Source organism: Streptomyces sp. NPDC030995, from assembly GCF_055571215.1.
Map to the genome: position 1 here is coordinate 1 of NZ_JBVIFS010000002.1, position 17,487 is coordinate 17,487.

Consider the following 17,487-nt stretch of genomic DNA (forward strand, 5'->3'; position numbering starts at 1 on the left):
CAGTGCTGTCGCGAGGGTTTCGAGATCTGTCGTCACAAACGGATCAACGAGACCCTCGCTTCATGCCCCCGAAGACTTCGGACTTACTCGTCTAGGACGGGCTCGGGCCGTCCGGGCCGTCCGGGCCGACGGGGCCGTCCTGGGCCGCCTTCGGGCCCACCTGGCCCACCAGGGTCACCCCGGCCGCCCGGAGCTCCTCCAGGGCCCGTGCGGTCGTGTGCGGGGCGACGGCGGCCGTCAGGTCCAGCAGGACGCGGGTGTCGAAGCCGGCGCGGGCGGCGTCGAGGGCGGTGGCTCTGACGCAGTGGTCGGTGGCGATCCCGACGACGTCCACCTCGGTGACGTGCCGGTCGCGCAGCCACTGGGCGAGCGTCGCCCCGTTCTCGTCGGCGCCCTCGAAACCGCTGTACGCGGCCTCGTGCGCGCCCTTGTCGAAGACGGCGGCGACGGCCCCCGACGCCACGGCGGGGGCGAAGTTCGGGTGGAAGCCCACGCCCTCCGTTCCGGCGACGCAGTGGACGGGCCAGCTCGTCTCGTAGTCCGGCTCGGCCGGGGGGTGCACGAAGTGCGACCCGGGGTCGACGTGGTGGTCGCGGGTGGCGACGACGTGCCGGTAGGCGGGCGTGGCCTGGCCGATGTACTCGGTGACGGCGGCGGCGACGTCGGCTCCGCCGGTGACCGCGAGGCTGCCGCCTTCGCAGAAGTCGTTCTGTACGTCGACGACGATCAGTGCGCGGTGCATGACGTTGTCCTTCGGCTCGGTGTCTCTGTGCGGCGGCGGGGCCCTGCGGGGGCTCTTCCCCCACCCCGCCCCTTCCCGAAACTGGGGGCTCCGCCCCAGCCCCCGTTCGCGGGGCTCCGCCCCGCACCCCGCGCCTCAAACGCCGGCGAGGCTGAATCACCCAGCCCCTCCGGCGTTTGAGGCGCGGGGTTCGGGGCGGAGCCCCGGTCTTTCAGCCTCGCCGGCGTTTGAGGCGCGGGGTCTGGGGCGGAGCCCCGGTAACGGTGGCGCGCGGCCGCTACGCGTACTCCGTCGGGATCACGGCCTCGCCGCGGGACAGCTGCGTCGCCGACAGGGGCAGCCCGGCGCGGGCAGCGCGGTGACGGTCGCGCGCGGCTTCCAGCGGCTCGCGGGCGACGACCTCGCCGCTCTTGACCAGCTCGACCAGCAGCTGCGCATCGGCAAGGGCCGACGGGACCGGTCCCACGCCGACGACCTCCGCCTCGGCCACACCCTCCGCGTCCACGCGACGGGCCGCCCACTTGCGGCCGCCGATGGACGTCTTCCCGCCCGTGGACTTCTTCGCCACCGGCGCCAGCGCCGCCTTGGGATCCGCCGAGACGGCCCGCGCCACCAGCTTGTAGACCATCGAGCACGTCGGGTGCCCGCTGCCCGTCACCAGCTGCGTGCCCACCCCGTACGCGTCCACCGGCGCCGCCGCCAGCGAGGCGATGGCGTACTCGTCCAGGTCCGAGGTCACCACGATCTTCGTGGCGGTGGCCCCCAGCTCGTCCAGCTGCTGCCGCACCCGGTGGGCCACCAGCAGCAGGTCGCCGGAGTCGATCCGGACCGCGCCCAGCTCCGTACCCGCGACCTCCACGGCCGTCCGGACGGCCTCGGCGACGTCGTACGTGTCCACCAGAAGGGTGGTGCCCCGGCCCAGCGAGGCCACCTGCGCGGTGAAGGCGTCCCGCTCGCTGTCGTGCACCAGGGTGAAGGCGTGCGCGCTCGTGCCGACCGTCGGGATCCCGTACCGGAAACCGGCCGCCAGGTCCGAGGTGGAGGCGAAGCCGCCCACGTACGCGGCCCGCGAGGCGGCCACCGCCGCCAGCTCGTGGGTGCGGCGCGCGCCCATCTCGATCAGCGGGCGCTCGCCCGCCGCGGAGGCCATCCGGGAGGCGGCCGCCGCGATCGCGGAGTCGTGGTTGAGGATCGACAGGATCACGGTCTCCAGCAGCACGCACTCGGCGAAGCTGCCCTCGACCCGCAGGATCGGCGACCCGGGGAAGTAGACCTCCCCCTCCGGGTAGCCCCAGATGTCGCCGGAGAAGCGGTACGAGGCCAGCCAGTCCAGGGTCCGCATGTCGACGACGGCCCGCTCGCGCAGGAACTCCAGCACCGCGCCGTCGAAGCGGAAGTTCTCCACCGCGTCCAGCACCCGCCCGGTCCCCGCGACCACCCCGTAGCGGCGCCCCTCGGGCAGCCGCCGGGTGAACACCTCGAAGACCGAGCGCCGGTCGGCGGTGCCGTTGGCCAGCGCGGCCTGCAGCATCGTGAGCTCGTAATGGTCCGTGAAGAGCGCTGTCGACGGCACGTCCACCGGCAGGCCCAGGTCCGCAGGGTTCATGCGACGGATGCTAGCGCACATCTCGTCAAAGTGACGAGATGTAGGGCCCGTTTGTGCGACCGGGCCGTCACGGTGGCAGCATGGGACAAGTGAGTGTTGCTCCTGTAGAGATCGAACGCACCGAATCGGCCGAAGAGACCTTCGCGGTCCCCGAACCCGACGTCCCCTGGGTGACCCTGGTGCACAACGACCCGGTCAACCTCATGAGCTACGTGGCGTACGTGTTCCAGGCCTACTTCGGTTACTCGAAGGACGTGGCGCACAAGCTGATGCTCGATGTCCACCACAAGGGGCGGGCGGTCGTGTCCAGCGGCACCCGCGAGGAAATGGAGCGCGACGTGCAGGCCATGCACGGCTACGGCCTGTGGGCGACCCTCTCCCAGGACCGCACCTGATGGGCGGCGGGACCTTCGAGGCGCTGAAGGGCGGCGGGGCCGCCATCGCTCTCGACGAGATCGAGATCTCCATCCTGCGCTCCCTGGCCGTCCAGATGCTGGAGCTGATCGGCCCCGGCGAGCCGGAGCCCGCCGAGGACGCCGACCCGCTCGCCGCGCTGTTCGCCGAGGGCCCCTCCGAGCCCCCGTCCGACCCGGCGCTGGCCCGGCTCTTCCCCGACGCCTATGGGGCCCCCGACGGCGCCGGCGACGAGGGCGTGGACGCGGCCGAGCTGACGGCGCGCTCGGCGGAGTTCCGCCGCTTCACGGAGAACGACCTGCGCACCCGCAAACGGGAGGACGCGCTGGCCCTCGTACGCAGCCTCGACGGGCTCACCCCGGCCGGCGACGGGGCGGCGGTGCTGGAGCTGACCGGGGAGCTGCCGCTGCGCTGGCTCGGCGCGCTCAACGACCTGCGCCTGACCCTCGCGGCCCGCCTGGACATCACCGAGGACGACGAGAGCGCGGTGCTGTTCCGGCTGCCGGACGACGATCCGCGCAAGCCGATGGTGATGGCGTACCTCTGGCTGGGCGGCCTCCAGGAGACCCTCATCGAAACCCTCTGAGCCCCCTGAACCCTCTGAAGATCCTCAAGAGGGGACGTCGTTCGCTCAGCGGACGCTCAAATCCGGATAACGATCAGATCACCGTCATGCGGTGATCTGATCCGTTCACGGGCCTTTGTCCTGAATTTTTGGTGCCCTGCGCCACATTTCTCCCCCTCCAGCGGTCGTAAGCACGTGATAAATCTTCACGACCGCCGACGGGACGCCACCCATGTCTCCCGGCTCGCTTGGACCGGCTGACCGCCGGCGTGCAACTCCATCCGTATCCGGGGGGATCGAGGACCCGATCCGCAGCCACTGAAGGCGCGGGTCGGCGTGGAGAAAGGCGCACCAGACATGACCTCTGTGCAGGTCGAGCAGCACGGCAAGACGCCCGGCGAGGGCACTCAGGGCGCGGGCGAGGGCGGCGAGGGCTACCACCGCACGCTCGGCGCCCGCCAGATCCAGATGATCGCGATCGGCGGAGCCATCGGCACCGGCCTGTTCCTGGGCGCCGGCAAGGCGATCTCCAAGGCCGGACCGAGCCTGATCCTGGCCTACGCGATCGCGGGCCTGGTCATCTTCTTCATCATGCGGGCCCTGGGCGAGCTGCTCATGTACCGCCCCGTCTCCGGTTCCTTCTCGGACTACGCCCGCGAGTTCCTGGGCCCGTTCTGGGGGTACGTGACCGGCTGGACGTACTGGCTGTTCTGGGTGGTCACCGGCATCACCGAGGTCACCGCGGCCGCGCAGTACATGTCGTACTGGACCCACGACAGCTTCCCGCAGTGGGCCTACGCGCTGATCTTCACGGTCATCCTCTACGCCGCCAACCTGATCTCCGTGAAGCTCTTCGGTGAGCTGGAGTTCTGGTTCTCCATGGTCAAGGTCACCGCCATCGTCGGCATGATCCTGATCTGCGCCGGCATCCTCACCATCGGCTTCTCCGACGCCGCGGACACCGCCACCGTCTCCAACCTGTGGAACGACGGCGGCTTCTTCCCCAAGGGCATCGGCGGCACGCTGATGACCCTGCAGATCGTGATGTTCGCCTTCCTCGCGGTCGAGCTGGTCGGCGTCACCGCCGGCGAGTCCAAGGACCCCGAGAAGACCCTGCCCAAGGCCATCAACACCGTGCCGTGGCGCATCGCCGTCTTCTACGTCGGCGCGCTGATCATGATCCTGTCGGTCGTCCCGTGGTCGAACTTCCAGCCGGGCGTCTCGCCCTTCGTCGCCGCCTTCGAGCGCATGGGCCTCGGCGTCGGCGCCGCGATCGTCAACTTCGTCGTGCTGACCGCGGCCCTGTCCTCCTGCAACTCGGGCATGTACTCCACCGGCCGCATGCTGCGCGACCTCGCGATCAACGGCCAGGGCCCGAAGGTCTTCACCAAGCTCACCAAGAGCGGCACCCCGCTCGTCGGCACCACCTTCTCCGCCGCGCTGATGCTGGTGGGCGTCTGGATCAACTACGTCGCCCCGGGCAAGGCCTTCGACTACGTCGTCTCCTTCGCCACCATCTCCGGCATGTGGGCCTGGATCATGATCCTGGTCTGCCAGATCCGCTACCGGGCCAAGGCCGACCGCGGCGAGCTGCCCGCGTCCCCGTTCAAGGCCCCCGGCGCCCCGTACACCAGCTGGTTCGCCCTGGCCTTCATCGGCATGGTCATCGTGATGATGGGCATGGACAAGGACTCCCGCGTCTCGCTGTACTGCGCCCCGCTGTGGGGCCTGATCCTGGGCGTTTCCTACCTCGTCCTGAAGTCCCGCGACCCGCGCGGCGAGGCCTTCACCAAGGCCTCGTAGCACCGGCGTATCCAGCATGCGGGCCCTTTCGTACCACTCCTCGGTACGGAAGGGCCCGTCTGTTTATCCTGTCGCTCATGCTGACCCTCACCCAGGCCCTGTATGACCAGATCGTCGAGCACGCCCGTCAGGACCACCCCGACGAGGCGTGCGGAGTCGTGGCCGGCCCGGCGGGCACCGACCGGCCCGAGCGGTTCATCCCGATGCTCAACGCGGCCCGCTCGCCCACGTTCTACGAGTTCGACTCGAAGGATCTGCTCAAGCTCTACCGCGACATGGACGACCGCGACGAGGAGCCGGTGATCGTCTACCACTCGCACACCGCGACCCAGGCCTACCCCTCGCGCACCGACGTCACGTACGCGAACGAGCCCGGCGCGCACTACGTACTCGTCTCGACGGCCGACAAGGACGGCCTCGGCGAGTTCCAGTTCCGCTCCTACCGGATCGTCGGCGGCGAGATCACCGAGGAAGAAGTGCAGGTCGTCGAGGCCTACTGACCACCATGCGGTCGGTCGGCGTCCACGATGCGGGATCACACTCCAAACCGGGGACCGGGAATCGTTAACATGACCGCATGGTTTCCCACGACGTGAGCATCGAGACGCCCGGCAGGCTGCTGCTCGTGGCGCGGCTGCACGTCGACCTGTGCCGCCTCGCCAGCGCCATCTGTCCTGCTGCCTGAGCACCAGAACCCTCCCGCGCGGAGGGCCGACGAACCGCGCGCCCCACGTCTCCCCTTGCTCACCGCTGCTTTCTGCTTCTGCTTACTGCTTACGCCCTGACGACTGGAGCCCAGCCATGGCCATCGAGGTCCGCATCCCCACCATCCTCCGCACCTACACCGACGGCGAGAAGGCCGTGTCCGGGGAAGGCGCCACCCTCGCCGACCTCTTCGCCGACCTGGAGAGCCGCCACAAGGGCATCGAGGAGCGCATCGTCGACAACGGGCAGCTGCGCCGCTTCGTGAACGTCTACCTCAACGACGAGGACGTCCGCTTCCTCGACGGCATCGCCACCGCGCTCAAGGACGGCGACAACGTCACCATCCTCCCGGCCGTGGCCGGCGGCGCTGTCTGATGCGTTACGACTCCCCGCTGGCCGCGGTCGGCAACACGCCGCTCGTCCGGCTGCCCCGGCTGTCGCCCTCGGACGACGTCCGCATCTGGGCGAAGCTGGAGGACCGCAACCCGACCGGCTCGATCAAGGACCGCCCCGCGCTCCACATGGTCGAGCAGGCGGAGAAGGACGGCCGGCTGTACCCGGGCTGCACCATCCTGGAGCCCACCTCGGGCAACACCGGCATTTCGCTGGCGATGGCGGCCAAGCTCAAGGGCTACCGCATCGTGTGCGTGATGCCGGAGAACACCAGCCAGGAGCGGCGCGACCTGCTGGCCATGTGGGGAGCCGAGATCATCCCGTCGCCGGCCGCGGGCGGTTCCAACACCGCGGTCCGGGTGGCCAAGGAACTGGCGGCCGAGCACCCCGACTGGGTGATGCTCTACCAGTACGGCAACCCGGACAACGCCGGCGCGCACTACGCCACCACGGGCCCGGAGATCCTCACCGACCTCCCGTCGATCACCCACTTCGTCGCGGGCCTCGGCACGACCGGCACCCTGATGGGCGTCGGCCGCTACCTGCGCGAGCACGTGCCCGGCGTGAAGATCGTGGCCGCCGAGCCGCGGTACGACGACCTCGTGTACGGCCTGCGCAACCTCGACGAGGGCTTCGTCCCGGAGCTGTACGACCCCTCCGTGCTCACCACCCGCTTCTCGGTGGGCTCGGCGGACGCGGTCACCCGCACCCGAGAGCTGCTCCAGCTGGAGGGCATCTTCGCGGGCGTCTCCACGGGAGCCGCCCTGCACGCGGCGATCGGCGTCGGCCGCAAGGCGGTGGCCGCGGGCGAAACGGCGGACATCGTCTTCGTCGTGGCCGACGGCGGCTGGAAGTACCTCTCGACGGGCGTCTACACGGCCGCGACGACGGAAGAGGCCATCGAGGTCCTCCAAGGCCAACTCTGGGCGTAGCCCCTGCGGGGTTGCTCGGCCTACCCGGTGCGGCGCCACTGCCGGGGGCTCCGCCCCCGAACCCCCACGCCTCAAACGCCGGCGGGGCTATATTTCAGCCCCGCCGGCGTTTGAGGCGCGGGGTCTGGGGCGGAGCCCCAGGTGCCGGCGCGGGCAGCGCCTAGCCGCCCAGCAGCTCCGCGAGCACCGCGGCATGGCTGGAGGCCGGGTCCTTGACGGCAGTCAGCAGCGTCACCGGCCCGGCCTCGGCCAAGCCACGCAGGCGGGACAGCTCCGCCGCGGCCTCCGGCTCCGCCAGCTCGGCCTCGTACCGCTCGCGGAACTCCCCGGCGGAGCCGCCCCCGTGGAACCACTTGCGCAGCTCCGTCGAGGGCGCGACCGCCTTCGGCCACTCCTCCACCGCGGCCGCCGCCTTCGACAGGCCCCGCGGCCAGAGCCGGTCCACCAGGACCCGGACCCCGTCCGCCGCCGGCTCCGGCGGGTCGTACACGCGCCGCAAGCGGATCACCGCCCACCTCCCAGGCCCTTGACCTCGTCCCACACCGCCGGGTCCAGCATCCCCACCCGCGTCCGGAATTCCCACAGCGACACCTCCACCGGCCGGTCCGCCTCCAGGAAGCTCGCCCGGCCCTGCGCCCCCACCGTCCCCGGGGGCAGCGGGATCACCCCGGCCCGCCGGTCGTCGTACTTCCCAGTGATCCACGCGACCCGCGCGCGGTGGCCCCGTACCGACCCCACCGCCAGCACCAGGCACAGGCGGCCGTCCGCCAGGCACCACAGCTCGCCCGCCCGCGGCCGCGGCGGCGGGCCGGCCCCGTGCGCCGACGGGGCCCGGCGGGGGAGTCCGAGCCGCGCCCCGGCGACCAGCACCACCAACGCCACGGCCACGACCGCGGCTACCGCGGGCCACCAGGACGTGTCCATGCTTCGACCGTAGCCGCGCGGGCACACCCCGGCACGGCAGCGCCACGGCAACCCCCGTGCCCGCCTTCGCTCCCACGGGTGACACCACAGGTGATTCCCCCCACAACGGCCCGCCGCGGAGGAGCGACCGGAGGTTTCGCGCCTTACGCTCGACCCACGCACGGCCCGCATCCCGTCCACGGACCGTCCTCGGAGGTTCACGCTCCATGAAGCTCACCGTCGTCGGCTGTTCGGGGTCGTTCCCGTCCGCGGAATCGGCCTGTTCGAGCTACCTCGTCGAGGCCGACGGCTTCCGGCTGCTCCTCGACATGGGCAACGGGTCCCTCGGCGAGCTCCAGCGCCACTGCGGTCTCTACGACCTCGACGCGATCTTCCTGAGCCACCTGCACGCCGATCACTGCATCGACATGTGCGCGTACTTCGTCGCCCGCTTCTACCGGCACGAGGGCGGCCGCTGCGGCACCATCCCCGTCTACGGACCCGAGGGCACCGAGCGGCGCCTGACCACGGCCTACGACGACGTCCCCGACGAGCGCTCGATGAGCGAGGTCTTCGACTTCCGCACGCTGAAGTCCGGGACCTTCGAGATCGGCCCCTTCCAGATCCGCTCCGAGCGCGTCGCCCACCCCGTCGAGTCGTACGGCATCCGCGTCGAGCACGGCGGCCGCTCGCTCACGTACTCCGGGGACACCGGCGCCTGCTCCGAGCTGGCCCAGCTCGCCGACGGCACCGACCTCTTCCTCTGCGAGGCCTCCTTCACGCACGGCAAGGAGGACATCCCGGACCTCCACCTCAACGGCCGCGAGGCGGGCGAGTACGCGCGCGGCGGCAACGTCGGCCGGCTCGTCCTCACGCACATCCCGCCGTGGACGGACCCCGCGCAGAACCTCGCCGATGCCCGCGCGGTCTACGACGGCCGGGTGGACCTGGCGTACGCGGGCGCGGTCTACGAGGTCTGACGTACGGGAACACCTCGAAGCCCCCGCCTCCCTTTCGGGAGAGCGGGGGCTTCGACGTGTGGACGAGCAGGCTTACTTGGCCTCGGCCTTCGCCAGCTCGGCGAGCTCCTCGTCGGACTCGCGGCCCGGCGTCGGGAGGTTCCACTTGATGATCGCGAAGCGGAAGATCGCGTAGTACACCGCCGCGAAGCACAGGCCGACCAGGACGAGCATCCACGGCTTGGTGGCGATACCGAGGTTCAGGAAGAAGTCGATCGCGCCGGCGGAGAAGCCGAAGCCGTCACGCATGCCCAGGGCCCAGGTCAGTGCCATGGAGACACCGGTGAGGACCGCGTGGACCGCGTAGAGCACCGGGGCGATGAACATGAAGGTGAACTCGATCGGCTCGGTCACACCGGTGACGAACGCGGTGAGCGCGAGGGAGAACATCATGCCGCCGACGACCTTGCGGCGCTCGGGGCGGGCGCAGTGCACGATCGCGAGGCAGGCCGCCGGGAGGGCGAACATCATGATCGGGAAGAAGCCGGTCATGAACTGTCCGGCGGTCGGGTCACCCTCGAGGAAGCGGGCGATGTCGCCGCTCTTGCCGTTGTACTCGCCGGCCTGGAACCACGGGAAGGAGTTCAGCAGGTGGTGCATGCCGACCGGGATGAGCGCACGGTTGGCGACACCGAAGATGCCCGCGCCGACGGCGCCGGAACCGACGAGCCACTCACCGAAGCTGTGCAGGCCCGTACCGAGGACCGGCCAGATCAGGCCGAAGAGGATGCCGATGACCAGGCCCGCGAAGGCGGAGAGGATCGGGACCAGACGGCGGCCGCCGAAGAAGCCCGCCCAGTCGGGCAGCTTGGTGCGGTAGAACTTCTGGTAGAGCAGCGCGACGACGATGCCCATCACGACACCGCCGAGGACCTTGGCGTCTACGGGAGCGTCCACGAGGGCGACCTTGTGGTCGATGACCTTCTCGACCTTCGGCAGGCTCGGGTCGGTGAAGGTGGCGAGCACCTTCGAGAAGACCAGGTAGCCGGTGACCGCGGCCAGTGCGGTGGAACCGTCCGACTTCTTGGCGAAGCCGATCGCGATACCGACGGCGAACAGCAGCGCCATGTTGCCGATGATCGCGTCGCCGCCGGCCGCCATGTACGTGGCGATCTTGTTGATGAAGTCGGGCAGCGACGCCTTGCCGAGCATGTCGCCCTGGCCGAGGCGGATGAGCAGCGCACCGGCAGGCAGCACGGCGACGGGGAGCATGAGACTCCGGCCGATGCGCTGCATGACGGCCATCACGCCAGCGCCCTTCTTCTTTTCGGCCGCGGGAGCGGTAGCCGTGGACACAACTTCCTCCAGTGGGCAAGGCGACGCCAGAGGGCAACGGGGGACGGCGACGTCTCAGATATGTGGGGGTACGCGGGCTCAGACAGGCCCGCGTGGTCTACACCAATGTGTGGTGTAGACCAGTTGTAACACGGTCAGGGTTAGATAAGGAACCTTCGATTTCCTGTGGTCTACACCACACTCGGCCGCAGCGGCCCCGCACGCGGGGCGCCCGGACCACCGGACATGGCGAAGGCCCTCGGATCCGGGATCCGAGGGCCTTCGGCGGCCGGGCCCAAGGGCCCGGCGCCGTACGCCTGTTGCGCCTTCCGCCGCCCGCTACGCCTTGGTGGTCTCCTCCTGCATCGCCGCGATCTCCTCGTCCGATTCCCGGCCGGGCGTCGGAATGTCGAACTTCGTGATCGCGAAGCGGAACACCGCGTAGTAGACGACCGCGAAGCACAGGCCGATCGGAATGATCAGCCAGGGCTTGGTCGCCAGCCCCCAGTTGATGAAGTAGTCGATCAGACCCGCCGAGAAGCTGAAGCCGTCCTTCACCCCCAGCGCCCACGTCACCGCCATCGAGACACCCGTCAGCAGCGCGTGGATCACGTACAGCAGCGGTGCCACGAAGAGGAAGGAATACTCGATCGGCTCGGTGATGCCGGTGACGAAGGAGGTCAGGCCGACCGACATCATGAGGCCGCCCACCTCCTTGCGCCGCTGCGGCTTCGCGCAGTGCGTGATCGCCAGCGCCGCCGCCGGGAGGGCGAACATCATGATCGGGAAGAAGCCCGAGAGGAACTGCCCGGCCTCCGGGTCGCCGCTCAGGAACATGTTGATGTCGCCGTGGACCACCTGGCCGTCCGGCTTGGTGAAGCTGCCGAACTGGAACCACACCGGCACGTTCAGGAACTGGTGCAGGCCGATCACCAGCAGCGCGCGGTTCGCCACCCCGAAGATCCCCGCGCCCCAGGCACCCAGGCCCACCAGCCAGTCGGAGAAGCTCTCCAGCCCGTCACCGATCGGCGGCCAGATCCACAGGCACAGCACGGCGAACACGATCGCGACGAAGGCCATGATGATCGGCACGAGCCGGCGGCCGTTGAAGAAGCCCAGCCAGTCCACCAGCTTCACCCGGTGGAAGCGCTGCCAGAACCAGGCGGCCAGCAGGCCCATGACGATGCCGCCGAACACCCCCGGATTCTGGAAGGTGTACTCCGCGAAGGCGTCGTCCTGCCCCAGGCAGCCGCCCCCGATGTCCTTGGTCCCCGCCGGGCAGTCCTTCGGGAACGCGTGCAGCACGGCGCGGTAGACGAGGAAACCCACCACCGCGGCGAGCGCCGTCGAGCCGTCGGCCTTCTTCGCCATGCCGATCGCGACGCCGACGCAGAAGAGGAGCGGCAGACCGAGGTCGGCGTTGAGCAGGGCGCCGCCCGCGCTGGCCATGACCTTGGCGAAGTCCGTCCAGCCGAGGCCGTCCGCACCGAAGACGTCGGGCTGCCCCAGCCGGTTCAGGAGGCCCGCCGCGGGCAGCGCCGCGATCGGCAGCTGGAGGCTGCGCCCCATCTTCTGCAGGCCCTGGAACAAGCCGTTCCACCACTTCTGTCGTGGCACTGCGGCGGCGCTGCTCGCGCTCATCGGCGTCCTCCCTGACCGGCCCGTTTTTGGCTGCCGCAACACTTGCGGCACACTGGTGTAGACCAGTTGTGGGCAGGTTGCTGCTGATCGTCATCATTCGGCAGGGACCGGTCACGCGCCCGCGTAGATGGGCCAACCGTGCGTTACCGTGACGAAGCGGACCGCGAAGGTGGGCACCCATGTACCGGCCGCCGAGACACGTTCTTCGAAACACTCAGGGAGACACACATGGCCACCAAGGCTGAGAAGATCGTCGCCGGGCTCGGCGGCATCGAGAACATCGAAGAGGTCGAGGGCTGCATCACCCGCCTGCGCACCGAAGTCGTCGACCCGTCCCTCGTCGACGAGGCCGCACTCAAGGCCGCCGGCGCCCACGGCGTCGTCAAGATGGGCACCGCGATCCAGGTCGTCATCGGCACCGACGCCGACCCGATCGCCGCCGACATCGAAGACATGATGTGATCCGGGCCCACTAGCCCGATCCACCTGATCCACCAGCGGACCCCGTACCGGAACCACCCGGACGGGGTCTTTGCGTTCCCCGGCAGGGACTAGGCTCGGAGCCATGTCTCGCATTGACGGCCGTACGCCCGAACAGCTCCGCCCGGTCACCATCGAACGCGGATGGAGCAAGCACGCCGAGGGCTCCGTCCTCATCTCCTTCGGAGACACCAAGGTCTTCTGCACCGCCTCCTTCACCGAAGGCGTCCCGCGCTGGCGCAAGGGCAGCGGCGAAGGCTGGGTGACCTCCGAGTACTCGATGCTGCCCCGCTCCACCAACACCCGCGGCGACCGCGAATCCGTCCGCGGCAAGATCGGCGGCCGCACCCACGAGATCTCCCGCCTGATCGGCCGCTCGCTGCGCGCCGTCATCGACTACAAGGCCCTCGGCGAGAACACCATCGTCCTGGACTGCGACGTCCTCCAGGCCGACGGCGGCACCCGCACCGCCGCCATCACCGGCGCCTACGTCGCCCTCGCCGACGCCGTCTCCTGGGGCCAGCAGAAGAAGCTCATCAAGGCCGGCCGCAAGCCCCTCACCGGAACCGTCGCCGCCGTCAGCGTCGGCATCGTCGACGGCGTCCCGCTCCTCGACCTCTGCTACGAGGAAGACGTGCGCGCCGAGACCGACATGAACGTGGTCTGCACCGGCGACGGCCGCTTCGTCGAGGTCCAGGGCACCGCCGAGGGCGAGCCCTTCGACCGCAAGGAACTCAACGCCCTCCTCGACCTCGCGGCCGGCGGCTGCGCGGACCTGGAAGCCATCCAGCTCGGCGCGCTGGAACTGTAGGCGCGCGGATCCGCGTCTGGCAGGGTACGGGCGCACGGTGTCGAAGCCGTGCGCCCGTCCACGCATCCAAGCCCTTGGGGGACCCGAAGATGAAGCTCCGCATAGTGGCCGTGGCCATGGCCGCCGCCCTCACCGTCCCGGCCCTGACGGCCTGCGACGCGATCTCCACGGCGATGGACTGCGCGAACACGGCGGTGGCCATCACGGACGGCGCGAACGACCTCCAGCAGGCGGTCTCCCAGGCCGGCAACAGCCCGCAGGACGCCCAGAACGCGCTCAACCAGATCGAGTCGAACCTCAAGAAGATCGGCGACCAGACGGACAACACCGACCTGGGCAAGGCCATCGACTCCATGAACACGGCGGTCAAGAACGTCCGCACCGCCATCGAGCAGGGCGACACCACCCCGGACATCAAGCCCGTCGCGGACGCCGCTTCGGAACTCTCGAAGGTCTGCACCCCGGGCTGACGAGGCCGGCGGGCCGGAAATAATGGGGGCATGACCTCCACGCCCACGCCCAGTCGCCTGATCCTGGCCACCCGCAACGCGGGCAAGATCGCCGAGCTCCACGCCATCCTGTCCGACGCCGGCCTGCCGCACGAGCTGGTCGGCGCGGACGCGTACCCGGAGATCCCGGACGTCAAGGAAACCGGCGTCACCTTCGCCGAGAACGCCCTCCTCAAGGCCCACGCCCTCGCCCGGGCCACCGGCCTGCCCGCGGTCGCCGACGACTCCGGCCTGTGCGTGGACGTCCTGAACGGCGCCCCGGGCATCTTCTCGGCCCGCTGGGCCGGCCGCCACGGCGACGACAAGGCGAACCTCGACCTCCTCCTGGCCCAGCTCGGGGACATCTCGCCGGAACACCGCGGCGCCCACTTCTTCTGCGCGGCGGCCCTGGCCCTCCCGGACGGCACCGAACGCGTCGTCGAGGGCCGCCTCCTGGGCACCCTGCGCCACACCCCGTCCGGCACGGGCGGCTTCGGCTACGACCCGATCCTCCAACCGCTGGGCGAAACCCGCACCTGCGCGGAACTCACCCCGGCCGAAAAGAACGCCATCTCCCACCGCGGCCAGGCCTTCCGCGCCCTGATCCCGGTGGTCCGCGAGCTGTTGGGCTGACGCGCAGACGGCGACGGCCGGCCACCTCGTGACGAGGCGGCCGGCCGCTGCTGTGGGCCCGGTGGGACTCGAACCCACGACACACCGGACCTAAACCGGCGCCCTCTGGCCAGCTGGGGTACGGACCCGTGCGCCCACCTTACTGGTCGACGGGGGTTCGTTGCGATGGGATGCCCGTCCTTGATCGTTTGGCGAAAGTCGGAGTCTGGCTGTGGCAGGAGGGACACAAATAGCGGAGGTTCTCCAGGCGGTTGTCCAGGCGGTCACCGTTCACGTGGTCGATCTCCAAGACGAGTCTCTGGCCGCGCCAGATGTCCCCGATGCCGCACTCCGTGCATGCATGTGGCACTCCGAGGTCGTCCAGGGCTCGGCGCAGCGTCGCCGTTTTGGTGCGAGAGGAGCCGACTTCGAGTCGCCTCAGGATCTCCGTCGAAGACTTGCGTGCAGGGGAGGGGCGGCCGATCGTGTGCCCCTGGCCCGTGAAGTGCTCTGTCGGCAGTCCGTATTCCTCGATACTCCGCCTGGCTTTGGCGCGTGCAGCGCCGTCGAAGGGGTGGTGGCCGAGTGCGCGCATGACTCCCGCCATGGTCTGTGAGTCGGCGACCGCGCGTGCGATCTCCTCACGGTCAAAGAGACGGCGTGACGAAGCAGTGTCTCGACGGGGGAAGTGCGAAGTGTCTATCCCGAACCGTTCGAGAAGCTTGGCGATGTGGGCGTGGGCGCTGTTGTACGGCTCGACGCCCATGTAGGCGAGCATCCCTGTGATGCTGTCCGTTTGGGCGGCTGCTTCCCGGAGCCGCTCCTCCGTGTAGCGCTGCCGGACCCGTTCAGGCAGTGCTTCGTCGACGAAGTGGGATGTGTCGATGCCGTAGTGAGCCAGCCTGTCACGCAGGTATCGGCGGGGGCCGGCCAGCAGCGGGGTGTCCAGAAGTCTCATGAGGTCGACCAGGCTGGTGGCTTGCGGCGCGGTTCGGCTCAGCAGGTCCTGGTTGTACCGGACCTCGCTCATGCAGCCCTCCTCGCCTTGCGGCCGCGGTACGTGTCCGTAGCCGCGTGGCAGTTGGGGCAGAGAAGCCGAAGGTTTTCCTGCCGGTTGTCCCACCACTCGCCGTTGATGTGATCGACCTCGTGCCGAAGTGGTTTGTCGTTCCACTCCGGGCCGACGCCGCACTCGGTGCATTCCTCGCGAACACCGATCTTCAGCAGCTCTCGCCGCAAGCGCTCGCCAGGGACCCTGCCGTCCCGCGGATCTCTGAGCGAGAGGGCCGGCCCCAGAGAGCCCTTGGGGCGCCCCCGCGTGGCAACGAAATGCGATGTATCGATGCCAAGGGCCGCGATCCGCCGCGAGATGTGTGTCTGGTTGCCGCCGACGTTGCTGATGCCGAGGCGGCTGACCACCTCCGAGATGGACGTGGACTCGGCCACCAGCTCGCGGAGTCGCTCCTCCGTGTGCCGCGCCCATTTCCTGGGGAAGTGAGAGCAGTCGATTTCCGCTTCCAGCATCTTCGCTCGCAGGTAGCGCCTGCTGCCGCTGGTCGGCGTACCGCCACACCACCGGACGGCGTCGTCCCAGTTGTTCGTCTCGTGGGCCGCGGCTTCCAGCAGCTCGCGCGTGTATCGGACCGCCACTACTCCCCCTCTCGGCCGCGCGTGCGGCCCTCGTACGGAGTAACGGGTCGACAGTCGGGCGGTTACGGGTGGTTTCGTCCGATAAGCGGAGTGGCCCGCACCGGATCGGTGCAGGCCACTTCGGAGGCGGGGCGGGGTGGGTCAGATGCCCAGGTCCTTGATGATCTTGGCTACGTGGCCCGTGGCCTTGACGTTGTAGAGGGCGCGCTCGACCTTGCCCTCCTCGTCGACGATCACCGTGGAGCGGATGACTCCGGTGACCGTCTTGCCGTACAGCTTCTTCTCGCCGTACGCGCCGTAGGCGGTCAGCGTCGCCCTCTCCGGGTCGCTGACCAGGGTGACCTTCAGGTGCTCCTTCTCGCGGAACTTCGCCAGCTTCTCCGGCTTGTCCGGGGACACGCCGATGACGTCGTAGCCGGCCGTGGCCAGGACCGCCAGGTTGTCCGTGAAATCGCAGGCCTGCTTCGTGCAGCCCGGCGTCAGGGCGGTCGGGTAGAAGTAGACGATCACCTTGCGGCCCTTGTGGTCGGCGAGCGAGACCTCGTTGCCGTCCGCGTCGGGCAGGGTGAATGCGGGGGCGGGGTCGCCCGGCTGAAGTCGCTCGCTCATCTGGACAGTCTCCTCAAGAGGGGATCGGTACGTCTCGAGACTAAGCTGACAGACTGTTCACGGGGGACTACCCCCCCACCGGACCACGACGACGGAGGCAGCGCGGTGCCCGAAGCCAGGACCCCCGAACAGATCGAGGCGGACATCGTCCGACGCCGCGAGCAGCTCGCCGAGACGCTCGACGAGATCGGCGTGCGCGTGCACCCGAAGACGATCATGGGGGATGCGAAGGCCCGGGTCGTCTCGACGGTCGACCACACAGCCGGGCGCGCCTTCGCCGCGGTGAATCGTCTCGTCACGGACGTGACGGACGGCCTGCGTCATGACGACGGGTCCCCGCGTCCCGAGCGGATCGTGCCGGTCGCGCTGCTCGCGGTGGGCGTGATCGGGGTGCTCGTCCTGACGGCGCGACGCAAGCGCGCGTGACCCTCCGCGATGCGGGGCGCGCGCGGGCAGGTAGGTTTCTGGGGTGAGCGAGAACACCACCCACGACAAGCTGCCCATCCGCATGCTGCACGACCGCGTGCTCGTGAAGTCCGATCTGCCGGAGGGCGAGCGGCGCTCGGGCGGCGGCATCCTGATTCCGGCGACGGCGGCGGTGGGCAAGCGCCTCGCCTGGGCCGAGGTGGTCGCGGTCGGGCAGAACGTACGGAGCGTCGAGCCCGGTGACCGGGTGCTGTACGACCCCGAGGACCGGGCCGAGGTCGAGGTGCGCGGGTCGACGTACGTGCTGATGCGCGAGCGGGACCTGCACGCCGTGGCCGCCGAGCGGCTGGAGGGGTCGAAGGACTCCACCGGGCTGTACCTGTAACACGCGGTACCTGTAACACGTTGAGGGC

Annotated in this window: 23 protein-coding genes and 1 tRNA gene; 14 read left to right on the top strand and 10 right to left on the bottom strand. The window is 69.7% G+C overall.

The genetic code is table 11. The annotated features are described in order from the left end of the window. Nucleotides 1–91 precede the first annotated feature (91 nt). Together ACZ45T_RS03485 and ACZ45T_RS03490 are read right to left on the bottom strand one after the other, a co-directional pair. The gene (locus ACZ45T_RS03485) at nucleotides 92–742 is read right to left on the bottom strand and encodes an isochorismatase family protein (protein WP_468437047.1); all 651 of its coding nucleotides are present in this window, start codon (nucleotides 740–742) and stop codon (nucleotides 92–94) included. Nucleotides 743–1,019: 277 nt separating this feature from the next. Next, a complete protein-coding gene (locus ACZ45T_RS03490; RefSeq protein ID WP_468437049.1) occupies nucleotides 1,020–2,348 on the bottom strand; it encodes a nicotinate phosphoribosyltransferase in 1,329 nt (442 codons plus the stop codon). Between the two features lie 80 nt (nucleotides 2,349–2,428). On the opposite strand from ACZ45T_RS03490, the gene clpS reads away from it, so the two are divergent. The 7 genes from clpS to ACZ45T_RS03525 all read left to right on the top strand — a co-directional run bounded on the left by clpS (nucleotide 2,429) and on the right by ACZ45T_RS03525 (nucleotide 7,160). Next, nucleotides 2,429–2,743, top strand: a complete 315-nt coding sequence (clpS, locus tag ACZ45T_RS03495; RefSeq protein ID WP_319728254.1) for an ATP-dependent Clp protease adapter ClpS — start codon at nucleotides 2,429–2,431, stop codon at nucleotides 2,741–2,743. Beyond that, the gene (locus ACZ45T_RS03500) at nucleotides 2,743–3,348 is read left to right on the top strand and encodes a DUF2017 domain-containing protein (protein WP_468437052.1); all 606 of its coding nucleotides are present in this window, start codon (nucleotides 2,743–2,745) and stop codon (nucleotides 3,346–3,348) included. The genes clpS and ACZ45T_RS03500 overlap by 1 nt, the downstream gene beginning before the upstream one ends. A 336-nt stretch (nucleotides 3,349–3,684) precedes the next feature. Then, complete coding sequence (locus ACZ45T_RS03505) at nucleotides 3,685–5,130, top strand: amino acid permease (protein ID WP_468437054.1); 1,446 nt, start codon at nucleotides 3,685–3,687, stop codon at nucleotides 5,128–5,130. A 77-nt stretch (nucleotides 5,131–5,207) separates the two neighbouring features. Further along, nucleotides 5,208–5,630, top strand: a complete 423-nt coding sequence (locus ACZ45T_RS03510; protein WP_468437056.1) for a M67 family metallopeptidase — start codon at nucleotides 5,208–5,210, stop codon at nucleotides 5,628–5,630. A gap of 77 nt (nucleotides 5,631–5,707) precedes the next feature. Next, complete coding sequence (locus ACZ45T_RS03515) at nucleotides 5,708–5,815, top strand: putative leader peptide (protein WP_311736929.1); 108 nt, start codon at nucleotides 5,708–5,710, stop codon at nucleotides 5,813–5,815. 116 nt (nucleotides 5,816–5,931) lie between these two features. After that, entirely contained in the window at nucleotides 5,932–6,210 is a 279-nt protein-coding gene (locus ACZ45T_RS03520; protein ID WP_468437058.1) for a MoaD/ThiS family protein, read from the top strand. Next, nucleotides 6,210–7,160, top strand: a complete 951-nt coding sequence (locus tag ACZ45T_RS03525; protein ID WP_468437060.1) for a PLP-dependent cysteine synthase family protein — start codon at nucleotides 6,210–6,212, stop codon at nucleotides 7,158–7,160. The genes ACZ45T_RS03520 and ACZ45T_RS03525 overlap by 1 nt, the downstream gene beginning before the upstream one ends. A gap of 160 nt (nucleotides 7,161–7,320) precedes the next feature. Here the strand turns inward: ACZ45T_RS03525 and ACZ45T_RS03530 are convergent, their stop codons facing one another. Both ACZ45T_RS03530 and ACZ45T_RS03535 read right to left on the bottom strand, forming a co-directional pair. Then, entirely contained in the window at nucleotides 7,321–7,668 is a 348-nt protein-coding gene (locus ACZ45T_RS03530; protein WP_468437062.1) for a DUF488 domain-containing protein, read from the bottom strand. Next, nucleotides 7,665–8,084 carry a hypothetical protein gene (locus tag ACZ45T_RS03535; protein ID WP_468437064.1) on the bottom strand — a complete coding sequence of 140 codons (420 nt, stop codon included), beginning with the start codon at nucleotides 8,082–8,084 and terminating at the stop codon, nucleotides 7,665–7,667. The genes ACZ45T_RS03530 and ACZ45T_RS03535 overlap by 4 nt, the downstream gene beginning before the upstream one ends. A gap of 206 nt (nucleotides 8,085–8,290) precedes the next feature. Between ACZ45T_RS03535 and ACZ45T_RS03540 the strand changes: the two genes are divergently transcribed. Then, the gene (locus tag ACZ45T_RS03540; RefSeq protein WP_468437066.1) at nucleotides 8,291–9,043 is read left to right on the top strand and encodes an MBL fold metallo-hydrolase; all 753 of its coding nucleotides are present in this window, start codon (nucleotides 8,291–8,293) and stop codon (nucleotides 9,041–9,043) included. Between the two features lie 72 nt (nucleotides 9,044–9,115). Here the strand turns inward: ACZ45T_RS03540 and ACZ45T_RS03545 are convergent, their stop codons facing one another. Continuing rightward, nucleotides 9,116–10,327: a PTS transporter subunit EIIC gene (locus tag ACZ45T_RS03545; protein ID WP_468437987.1), complete on the bottom strand. Its 1,212-nt coding sequence runs from the start codon at nucleotides 10,325–10,327 to the stop codon at nucleotides 9,116–9,118. A gap of 369 nt (nucleotides 10,328–10,696) precedes the next feature. Further along, nucleotides 10,697–11,998, bottom strand: coding sequence for a PTS transporter subunit EIIC (locus ACZ45T_RS03550; protein ID WP_468437068.1), 1,302 nt, complete (start codon nucleotides 11,996–11,998; stop codon nucleotides 10,697–10,699). A gap of 138 nt (nucleotides 11,999–12,136) precedes the next feature. On the opposite strand from ACZ45T_RS03550, the gene ACZ45T_RS03555 reads away from it, so the two are divergent. From ACZ45T_RS03555 to rdgB, 4 genes are all read left to right on the top strand, one after another. Next, a complete protein-coding gene (locus tag ACZ45T_RS03555) occupies nucleotides 12,137–12,460 on the top strand; it encodes a PTS sugar transporter subunit IIB (RefSeq protein ID WP_468437070.1) in 324 nt (107 codons plus the stop codon). A gap of 103 nt (nucleotides 12,461–12,563) precedes the next feature. Then, entirely contained in the window at nucleotides 12,564–13,289 is a 726-nt protein-coding gene (gene rph, locus ACZ45T_RS03560; RefSeq protein WP_468437072.1) for a ribonuclease PH, read from the top strand. Nucleotides 13,290–13,378: 89 nt separating this feature from the next. Further along, nucleotides 13,379–13,759 carry a hypothetical protein gene (locus ACZ45T_RS03565; protein WP_468437074.1) on the top strand — a complete coding sequence of 127 codons (381 nt, stop codon included), beginning with the start codon at nucleotides 13,379–13,381 and terminating at the stop codon, nucleotides 13,757–13,759. Nucleotides 13,760–13,789: 30 nt separating this feature from the next. Then, entirely contained in the window at nucleotides 13,790–14,410 is a 621-nt protein-coding gene (rdgB, locus tag ACZ45T_RS03570; protein ID WP_468437076.1) for an RdgB/HAM1 family non-canonical purine NTP pyrophosphatase, read from the top strand. A gap of 53 nt (nucleotides 14,411–14,463) precedes the next feature. Here the strand turns inward: rdgB and ACZ45T_RS03575 are convergent. From ACZ45T_RS03575 to bcp, 4 genes are all read right to left on the bottom strand, one after another. After that, nucleotides 14,464–14,538 (bottom strand) — tRNA-Leu (locus ACZ45T_RS03575). An 11-nt stretch (nucleotides 14,539–14,549) separates the two neighbouring features. Continuing rightward, entirely contained in the window at nucleotides 14,550–15,419 is an 870-nt protein-coding gene (locus ACZ45T_RS03580) for an HNH endonuclease signature motif containing protein (RefSeq protein ID WP_468437078.1), read from the bottom strand. Beyond that, nucleotides 15,416–16,039, bottom strand: coding sequence for an HNH endonuclease family protein (locus tag ACZ45T_RS03585; RefSeq protein ID WP_468437080.1), 624 nt, complete (start codon nucleotides 16,037–16,039; stop codon nucleotides 15,416–15,418). Before ACZ45T_RS03585 ends, ACZ45T_RS03580 begins: the two co-directional genes overlap by 4 nt. Before the next feature lie 141 nt (nucleotides 16,040–16,180). After that, complete coding sequence (gene bcp / locus ACZ45T_RS03590; protein WP_468437082.1) at nucleotides 16,181–16,648, bottom strand: thioredoxin-dependent thiol peroxidase; 468 nt, start codon at nucleotides 16,646–16,648, stop codon at nucleotides 16,181–16,183. A 105-nt stretch (nucleotides 16,649–16,753) separates the two neighbouring features. Here bcp and ACZ45T_RS03595 point away from each other — a divergent pair, with 105 nt between their 5' ends. Both ACZ45T_RS03595 and ACZ45T_RS03600 read left to right on the top strand, forming a co-directional pair. Further along, nucleotides 16,754–17,074, top strand: a complete 321-nt coding sequence (locus ACZ45T_RS03595; protein ID WP_468437084.1) for a DUF3618 domain-containing protein — start codon at nucleotides 16,754–16,756, stop codon at nucleotides 17,072–17,074. Nucleotides 17,075–17,117: 43 nt separating this feature from the next. Further along, nucleotides 17,118–17,459: a GroES family chaperonin gene (locus ACZ45T_RS03600; protein ID WP_468437086.1), complete on the top strand. Its 342-nt coding sequence runs from the start codon at nucleotides 17,118–17,120 to the stop codon at nucleotides 17,457–17,459. Nucleotides 17,460–17,487 lie beyond the last annotated feature (28 nt).